Below are 6,451 nucleotides of genomic sequence, written 5' to 3'. Positions count from 1 at the left end.
AACAGATGGTCGGGAATCAGCAGCGTCTGCTGTCAGATATCTCCCATGAGCTGCGAACCCCGCTGACCCGCCTACAACTGGCGACTGCGTTGGTGCGCCGCCGTCAGGGTGAGAGCAGTGAGCTGGCCCGCATTGAGACTGAGGCCCAGCGGTTAGATGGCATGATTGGTGATCTGCTCGCCTTGTCGCGTTTGCAGCTTAACAGCCATCTGGATCGCGAAGCGCTACACGCTGATGAGCTGTGGGAACCGGTGCTTGATGATGCCACCTTTGAGGCAGAGCAGAGCGGAAAAACGCTGGTGATTGAGGATGTACTGCAACCGTGGCCACTGAGCGGTAACCGTGCACTGCTCGAAAGTGCCCTTGAGAATGTGATCCGCAATGCCCTGCGCTATGCGTACCACACCATCAGCCTGCGTTTCCAGTGCGATACCGGCAGTGATGCACCGCGGATGCTGCATATTTTTATTGATGATGACGGGCCGGGCGTACCACCGGAAGAGCGCGAGAAAATTTTCCGGCCGTTTTACCGTACCGATGAGGCGCGAACCCGAACCTCGGGCGGAACGGGGTTGGGGCTGGCGATTGTTGATAACGCTATTCGGCAGCATCGCGGCACCATCAGTGCCAGTACCAGCCCGCAGGGTGGGTTGCGTGTCATCATTAGTCTGCCGTTGGCCGACTGATATTATACGGCCGTGGATTGTGTGCAGACCGGTTATTTGCCCGCCGGTCTGCATTTTTGCGCATTTTACCGCTGCGAGCTGATCGGGTATCCTGCCAGTATTCCATTAACAGTGATCAGTGAAACCATCAGTATGCTGAATATCGTTCTGTATCAGCCCGAAATCCCGCCTAATACCGGCAATATTATCCGTTTATGTGCCAATACCGGCTACCGGTTGCACCTGATCGAACCGCTTGGGTTTACTTGGGATGATAAGCGTCTGCGTCGTGCGGGGCTCGATTACCATGAGTTTACCTCTATCAAGCGTCACCATGATTATGCCGCTTTTCTGGCCAGCGAACAGCCGGAGCGTTTATTTGCCCTGACCACCAAAGGCACGCCTAATCACAGTGAAATTTGCTATCAGGCGGGGGATTTTCTGCTGTTTGGCCCGGAAACCCGTGGTCTGCCGGCTGAAATTTTAGACGTACTACCACCAGAGCAGAAAATCCGCATACCGATGTGTGCAGAGAGCCGCAGCATGAATCTGTCGAATACCGTTGCGGTTGTGGTGTATGAGTCGTGGCGGCAGTTAGGCTATGCAGGCGCACGCTAATTTGCGTGCGTGGTGAGGGCATGAATCACAGGTGTGCGTAAACCAGAGCTAACCTGACGGCGGCGGTTAAATACCGTCGCCATGCGAGAAGTGATGCCGCAGTAGGTCAAAATCCTGATCCATCTCAAGCGAGGGTTTTGCACAGCCCGGTCGCCCAACAATGCGTGCCGGAATGCCCGCGACTGTCGTGTGCGGCGGCACCGCCTGTAAAACCACTGAACCTGCACCAATCTTAGCCCCGCGCCCGACTTCAATATTGCCCAGCACTTTTGCGCCTGCGCCAATCATCACCCCTTCACGGATTTTTGGGTGACGATCGCCCGACTCTTTGCCGGTACCGCCTAGCGTGACATTTTGCAGGATAGACACATCATTTTCGACCACCGCAGTTTCACCAATCACAATACCGGTGGCATGGTCGAGCATAATCCCGTGGCCAATACGGGCTGCCGGATGAATATCCACGGCAAACACTACCGAGATTTGGTTTTGCAGATAAATAGCCAGTGACGTACGGTTTTGCTGCCACAACCAGTTTGCCACCCGATAGCCTTGCAGCGCATGAATACCCTTTAAATACAGCAGCGGCGTAGTACACATGCTGACGGCCGGATCACGGTCGCGTACTGCGCGGATATCTAACGCAGCACTTTCGATAATTCCACAATCGTGCTCGTGCGCCTCTTCAATGATTTCCCGCACAGAAATTGCCGGCATGGTGGCGGTAGCCAGTTTATTGGCAAGAATATAGCTGAGCGCATTGCCCAGATGGTTGTGCTTTAAAATCGTGGCGTGAAAAAAACTGGCCAGCATTGGCTCGCCTTCAACCAGTTGCCGCGCCTCTTGTTTGATCTCTTGCCAGATCAGATCCAGCTCCGGTTTATACATGCCAACCGACTCCACCATGACCTATAGACATAAGTATTATTCGTTTTTGCTGGCGCGTGCCAGCAGCGCAACAGCCGCTTCACGCGCATCTTTCCCGCAATAAAGCACCTGATAAATTTGCTCAGTAATTGGCATTTCAACCCCCAAGCGCTGAGCCAAAATATGCACCTCTTTGGTGTTGCGGTAACCCTCAACCACCTGACCGATACTTTGCTGTGAGGCATCGACGCTGTTGCCTTGCCCCAACATCAGCCCAAAGCGACGGTTACGTGATTGGTTATCGGTACATGTCAGTACCAGATCGCCCAATCCGGCCATCCCCATAAAGGTGGCGGGTTCTGCGCCAAGGGCTACACCTAACCGGCTCATCTCGGCCAAACCTCGGGTGATCAGCGCAGTACGTGCGTTAGCACCAAACCCCATACCGTCAGACATTCCCGCGCCAATGGCTATCACGTTTTTTACCGCGCCGCCTAGCTGCACACCGACAAAATCGGGGTTGTTGTAGACACGAAAACTTTTTCCGCAATGAAACAGGGTTTGCAGATCGGCAGAAAATTGCGGGTCAGTAGCGGAAACAGAAATGGCCGTTGGCATGCCTGCTGCCATCTCTTTGGCAAATGTCGGGCCAGAGAGAACGGCCAGTGGAATGGTATCACCCAGCACCTCACGCGCGACCTCTTCTAAAAGGCGGCCAGTATCCGCTTCCAGCCCTTTGGTTGCCCAGACAATCCGGCTTTCAGGGCGCAGGTAAGGCTTGATATTGGTCAGCACCTGACCAAACACATGGCTAGGAACAACAATCAGCAGATCACGGCTAGCTGCCACAGCAGTGGCTAAATCAGGTTCAATTTCCAGTGCTGCGGGGAAAGGAACGCCCGGCAAAAAGGCACTGTTTTCGCGCGAAGAGACCAGACTCGCCATGTGCTGTGGGTTATGCCCCCACAGCATGACACGGTGGTGATTACGAGCAAGGGTGAGGGCGAGAGCCGTACCGTACGAACCGGCACCGATCACTGTCATGGCGACATCTGGTTTCATCATTGTTTTATCTTCTTTTTTCGGCAACAAAACAGTATGGATTGCTGCAATTATGCTTGTTCAGTTTGGCCTTGCTGTGCTTGTTCTTGCAGGTAGTTCATGAACAGTGCATCAAAGTTAACTGGTGCTAAGTTCAGTTGCGGGAATGTACCGCGCGTTACCAAGCTAGTCACACACTCACGTGCATACGGGAACAGAATGTTCGGGCAGTATGCACCCAGGCAGTGCGCCATTTGTGAAGCATCAAGGCCGGCAACAGAGAAGATACCTGCTTGCTGAATTTCACACAGGAAAGCCACTTGCTCGCCCACGTTTGCAGTCACAGTCAGACGCAGAACCACTTCATAGGTGTTGTCACCTAGCTCATTTGAGGCGGTGTCCAGATCCAGTTTCACATCTGGCTGCCACTCTTTTTGGAAGATAGTTGGCGAGTTTGGCGCTTCAAAAGAGACATCTTTCGTGTAGATACGCTGAATTTGGAACAGGGTTTCACTCATATTTTGTTCAGACATGACACTTATACCTTCTAGTTTCGTTTCCTTGAAAACGGAGAGGATGCTTTGCCGGTATTGCCGCTACGCACATCTGTAGCGCTGACAGTGCGGCACACCATAGCAAAGCGTAATAGCAAACCAAATAACTTACTTTCCACGCGCCAATGGCAGGTGGGCGGCTGACCAGCCGGAAATCCCTTCGCTTAGCACGCTAACTTGCGTAAAGCCAAGCTTATGCAGGTTTTCAGCGGCACTGCGCGCGGTCATTCCGGTTGCACAGACCACAATCACCGGTTGTGCTTTGTGTTTTTCTAGCTCACCTAAATTGTTATCTTTAATCGCTGATGGCAGCATATTGATGCTATCAACGATATGACCTTTACGGTAATCATCCGGTGAACGAATATCGACCGCTACCGCATTTTCACGGTTTAGCAGTTGCGTGGCACGTGCATTATCCACGGTTTTAATGGGGGAAAAACGGCTCTTATAAGTGGTTACGATCACGGCCACAAATAGCCCAATCCATGCCACACTAAGAACGGTGTGACCCTGAATAAATTGCATGACTTGTTGCTGCATAGTGTTTCGCCATTAAGGGTGAATGAGTGAAAGAGGTCTGAGTATACCTGCCTATAACCGCAATTACAGCTTTCCCGCCCTTTGATAACTGCAATATGTGGGCGCATTGGCACTCAGCAATTCTTGTCGTCAGGTTGTCAGAGTCAAAGGCATGTGGTTTTGTTCCATCATTGGCTAAAATACACACAATTGGCGTACTGCAGCGCGTTTAGATCAAACACAAACAAGGGAAATGCCAAAAAGAAAAACCAGAAGAGAAAAAGTCTTATATTTTGCGGGATAGAGCGTTAAAACTCGGGCATGAAAAACATAGGGGCATAACTTGGTCGAGCAGTGTTTTGGCAACATCGCGTGCTAGTCAACGCGCATTTTCAACGCTGTGTAATATTTATTGGATAATAGAATGCAAAAAGCCCGCTCAAAGAGCGGGCTTTTCTTAATATGGTCGGTGAGAGAGGATTCGAACCTCCGACCCACTGGTCCCAAACCAGTTGCGCTACCGGGCTGCGCTACTCACCGAATGACGCGCATCTTAATCAGCACCGGCTAACTCGTCAACTGTTTTGTGGTTAAAGCAGTGCAACTGCGCTTTTATTGCCCTATTTGTGTGATTTATCAGCATCCTGCCTTGTCTGCGCCTTGTTTGGCTGGATCTGGATAGCGTCTGAATTTTCCTGTTTGACGGATAAGCCACCGTATCGGCGCGTATACAAAGGTCTTTTCAGGAAAGTGGCGATAAAGATGTAAGCGAGTTTCGTAAATAGGCAACAGAAAAAATCATGCAATCCTAAAATCTATGATGGCTCTCAGATAAATCGATTCAAATAGCTGTTATATTTTTCCGATTATGTTTGAGATCAGCCGTGGTCTGCACGTAGAGATTACACACAGCACGGGCAAATGATTATCACCTTATTGATTAGATCGTTGATTGGAGAGTACAAGCATGCGTCGTCCATTAGTTATGGGTAACTGGAAGCTGAACGGTAACAAAGCCATGGTGCAAGATCTGATCGCAGGTCTGAACACGGAACTGGCCGGTGTTGAAGGCTGTGGCGTAGCCATTGCCCCTCCGGTGATGTATCTGGCGGAAGCCCAGCGTGCATTAGCAGGTTCAGCCATCGTATTGGGCGCACAAAACGTTGACGTTAACGTGGCAGGTGCATTTACCGGTGATATCTCTCCTGAGATGCTCAAAGAGTTTGGTGCACAGTACATTATCATTGGTCACTCTGAGCGCCGTACTTACCACCATGAGAGCGATGCGTTCATCGCGCAAAAGTTTGCTGCGCTGAAAACAGCCGGCCTGACTCCGGTTCTGTGTATCGGTGAAACTGATGCACAAAATGAAGCCGGTGAAACCGAAGCGGTTTGTGCCACTCAACTTGATGCCGTACTGACCACGCTAGGTGCACAGGCACTGATGGGCGCGGTGATTGCCTATGAACCTATCTGGGCTATCGGTACCGGCAAATCAGCGACCCCAGCACAGGCACAAGCGATTCACGCGTTTATCCGTGGTCACATTGCCAAGCATGATGCGGCAGTGGCAGAGCAAGTGATCATCCAGTACGGCGGTTCAGTAAATGCGGCGAATGCAGCAGAGCTGTTTACCCAGCCAGATATCGATGGTGCGCTAGTTGGTGGTGCTTCACTGAAAGCTGATGCCTTCGCGGTTATCGTTAAAGCGGCGGCGAAAGCAAAAGCCTAATCCTATGGCTTGCGGGCCGCAAGTGAGCGTGCTACCCGCATGTTTGCTGCGTTTTCCTGCTCACTGACGTGAGTGAAAAATACCAATCCGGTGCCGTATTTTTACGCACCGGATTTTTTTATGCCAATGAGCGTATCAACGGTCAGCACCCGTGCGACTTTGGTCAGCATCCGCAGGGTGGCGTGTTGATCATCATCACTGGCCGCAATACAGCAGTCACCGACCACCGTGCAGATAAAATCCTGATCGTGCGCCTCGCGTACCGTACTTTGCACCACCAAATCAGTGGCACAACCGGCCATGACCAACTCGGTGATGCCTGCCGTCCGTAGCCGTAACGCTAAATCGGTGCCACACCATGCGCTGACGCGGTGTTTGGTGATCACCTCTTCCCCTGCTTGTGGTGCAAACGCCGGATAGAACTCTCCGCCCCAACTACCATCTTTAAATGC

General features: G+C 51.7%; 8 protein-coding genes and 1 tRNA gene. 3 read left to right on the top strand and 6 right to left on the bottom strand.

Going from position 1 to position 6,451, the window contains the following annotated elements; genetic code table 11:
* Together ACRC27_RS03925 and trmL are read left to right on the top strand one after the other, a co-directional pair.
* The coding region (locus ACRC27_RS03925) for an ATP-binding protein (protein ID WP_438639237.1) at positions 1-686 on the top strand (686 nt) is incomplete at its 5' end.
* Between the two features lie 132 nt (positions 687-818).
* Complete coding sequence (gene trmL / locus ACRC27_RS03920; protein WP_438623279.1) at positions 819-1,283, top strand: tRNA (uridine(34)/cytosine(34)/5-carboxymethylaminomethyluridine(34)-2'-O)-methyltransferase TrmL; 465 nt, start codon at positions 819-821, stop codon at positions 1,281-1,283.
* A gap of 66 nt (positions 1,284-1,349) precedes the next feature.
* Here trmL and cysE read toward each other — a convergent pair whose 3' ends face one another.
* From cysE to ACRC27_RS03895, 5 genes are all read right to left on the bottom strand, one after another.
* Complete coding sequence (gene cysE / locus ACRC27_RS03915; RefSeq protein WP_438623238.1) at positions 1,350-2,171, bottom strand: serine O-acetyltransferase; 822 nt, start codon at positions 2,169-2,171, stop codon at positions 1,350-1,352.
* 36 nt (positions 2,172-2,207) lie between these two features.
* Positions 2,208-3,215 (bottom strand): NAD(P)H-dependent glycerol-3-phosphate dehydrogenase, encoded by a 1,008-nt coding sequence (gene gpsA, locus ACRC27_RS03910; RefSeq protein ID WP_438629594.1) that lies wholly within the window; start codon positions 3,213-3,215, stop codon positions 2,208-2,210.
* Between the two features lie 47 nt (positions 3,216-3,262).
* Positions 3,263-3,724 (bottom strand): protein-export chaperone SecB, encoded by a 462-nt coding sequence (gene secB / locus ACRC27_RS03905; protein WP_438623236.1) that lies wholly within the window; start codon positions 3,722-3,724, stop codon positions 3,263-3,265.
* Between the two features lie 129 nt (positions 3,725-3,853).
* Positions 3,854-4,288 carry a rhodanese-like domain-containing protein gene (locus tag ACRC27_RS03900; RefSeq protein ID WP_438623235.1) on the bottom strand — a complete coding sequence of 145 codons (435 nt, stop codon included), beginning with the start codon at positions 4,286-4,288 and terminating at the stop codon, positions 3,854-3,856.
* A gap of 442 nt (positions 4,289-4,730) precedes the next feature.
* Positions 4,731-4,807: transfer RNA gene (locus ACRC27_RS03895), tRNA-Pro, on the bottom strand.
* A gap of 427 nt (positions 4,808-5,234) precedes the next feature.
* Between ACRC27_RS03895 and tpiA the strand changes: the two genes are divergently transcribed.
* Positions 5,235-5,999 (top strand): triose-phosphate isomerase, encoded by a 765-nt coding sequence (tpiA, locus tag ACRC27_RS03890; protein ID WP_438623234.1) that lies wholly within the window; start codon positions 5,235-5,237, stop codon positions 5,997-5,999.
* A 101-nt stretch (positions 6,000-6,100) separates the two neighbouring features.
* Here tpiA and ACRC27_RS03885 read toward each other — a convergent pair.
* A partial coding sequence (locus tag ACRC27_RS03885; protein WP_438639236.1) for a cysteine hydrolase family protein occupies positions 6,101-6,451 on the bottom strand: 351 nt, incomplete at its 5' end.

This window comes from Plesiomonas sp., from assembly GCF_051650925.1.
Classification (GTDB): domain Bacteria; phylum Pseudomonadota; class Gammaproteobacteria; order Enterobacterales; family CAMTGL01; genus Plesiomonas.
Note: the sequence above shows the minus strand (reverse complement) of the source record. Positions and strands in the feature narration are given on the sequence as shown.